Annotated in this window: 1 protein-coding gene and 1 pseudogene; both read right to left on the bottom strand. The window is 40.0% G+C overall.

The genetic code is table 11. The features are described 5' to 3' along the window. Positions 1-813 (bottom strand): annotated as a pseudogene (locus J582_RS0105480) (spore coat protein U domain-containing protein); the annotation flags it as partial. Next, positions 804-2055 (bottom strand): fimbria/pilus outer membrane usher protein (locus J582_RS24665; RefSeq protein ID WP_032048859.1); only part of this gene is annotated, 1252 nt, incomplete at its 5' end. The gene J582_RS24665 and the pseudogene J582_RS0105480, both read right to left, overlap by 10 nt.

Raw genomic sequence — 2055 nt, forward strand, 5'->3', positions numbered from 1 at the left:
TTGACTGCTTCCATTGGTCATACGTCTAAATCCACCGCTTATACGATTATTGCCATCCCCCAAATAAATGCTATAAGGTGTTCCATTGTTGCAAGTTGCATTAATCGCACCTTGAGCCGTGTAGTCACGACTTGTTGTACCAATATCACCAATATTGCCAAAATCGACATTTGATGTGGAATCTAACTGACAGAAACTTGGTACTACATAGTTAGCTGTAATCGTCATATTACCCGAGTCCCAGCCACCGCCACTATCACCCTCACATACACTGCTTGAATTTGCTTGCATGTCCCAAAATACTTGAACGGAGCCAATATAAGTCCCTACCGGATAGGCTGTTAAAGAGCCCGATCTTGCTGGAACTTTAATACTTACTGAGTAACTAATAATATTATTTGGTGCCACCGTAGTAACAGGACCATACCAAAAGTTTGAAGTTTGATTTGCAGTAGAAGAACCTGCTCCGCCTACAGTTGCCGTAACCGTATAAGGTAATGAAACATTACTATTTGAAGTAGTTGCTCCAGTAAATACTGTCTTCATGCACATATATCTTGATATTTAAGCAGTACTCCCAACATTCGTACACCGAATAGTTCCAGTATAAGTAATGGTAGCGTCACTATTAATCGTTGCTGCTGTATAATTATAAGTACTATTTGTGGTTCCAGTTACCGTACAGCCAGCATGTGCTGAACTAAAAAAAGCATAAAGCACAAATAACAGTAAACTAGCTAAAACATACTTTAAAGTAGATGAAAACTTTTTGGCTAGCATGTAGGAACTATGACTTACAATACTTATTGACATACATAAGGCCCCAATTTTTTAGCACTGTATTGCTTACTTTCATAAGTGAAATTAATTTGACAAGTACCATGATCGAGAAGATCTACTTCAAGTTTGTTTTGTCTTAATAAGTTTGGAACGAATACTTCACCATCGTAGCCCACTACAGCATCTTGCTGTCCATTAATTCGAACGCTATAGCCTGGTAATAATGCCGTGTTGTTTTTATCAACTATTCTCACCAAGCCTGAAATAACCCGATGTGCACCAAAGTCAACCAAGGTTCCTTGACGATAGCCCACAAGTGCGGTCTGATTGGTAGTCGTCACATCCCATTCCAATGGTAAATAAGATGGATCTAGATAAATATTATGAGATTGATACGGTCTTAAATTCGCAATTAAGAATCTTCCCGACTTATCAGTTTCTCCTAAATTTACTCCACCATTTATAATCTGGCTTTTCGGTCCGGCATTGGTGACAACAGCATAACCATCCCCTATTTCATTGGCCGCAAATATACGTCCTGCCGCCGCAACCAACGATCCTGTCGCTGAAAGTGCCACTTGGTCATTATCCCCAATTCGGTTATAACGACCTGTCAGATACGCAGCCCTTGCTCGATAAGAACCATAGATCGATGCATTGTTAGTATGCGCATCCTGATCTCGCTCTACATATCCACCCCATCCAAATGAATTAATTTTTGGTTCCGATAAAACAAATACTTCTTGTCGGTAAGTCAGCCTGCCACTATCGCTAGATACGCTTGTAATCGCATTAGTTCTGGTAGATGGCGTATAGCGTAGCGCAAAGTAAATACCATAGTCCTTATGGTTTTCATAATCTTTATAAGCTGAACTATAAAAACCCCAGTTCTTGTTTAAACTTCCACTTAAGTTGGCAGACAGTAACTTATACGAGTTATCACTGTACTTGATCTGGTTATAACCGACATAAACACCATAGCCTGCATAAAAGTTATAGTTGATCCCTGCCCTAATAATCTCATCTGCCAGCGCGCTATAGCTAAGATAGTTTTGTGGCTCAGCACTAATCTGGTTTTCTTTTAAATATCGGATTTGAGACACACGGGCCAGATCAAAGTAGTTATCAAATACTTTGCGGTAACTGGTGTTAAATGAAATGTTCTTGCTAATACGCCCTTCTAAACCGACCAGAGCCGAATAGCCGTTTTCATCCTTATACTGACTGGCGGCAATATCGGCATTAATCACCCCCACACCAAACAAATTCTTGGCG

Origin of the sequence: Acinetobacter sp. 1566109, from assembly GCF_000582255.1 — a bacterium.
In the GTDB taxonomy this organism is placed as follows: Bacteria; Pseudomonadota; Gammaproteobacteria; order Pseudomonadales; family Moraxellaceae; genus Acinetobacter; species Acinetobacter nosocomialis.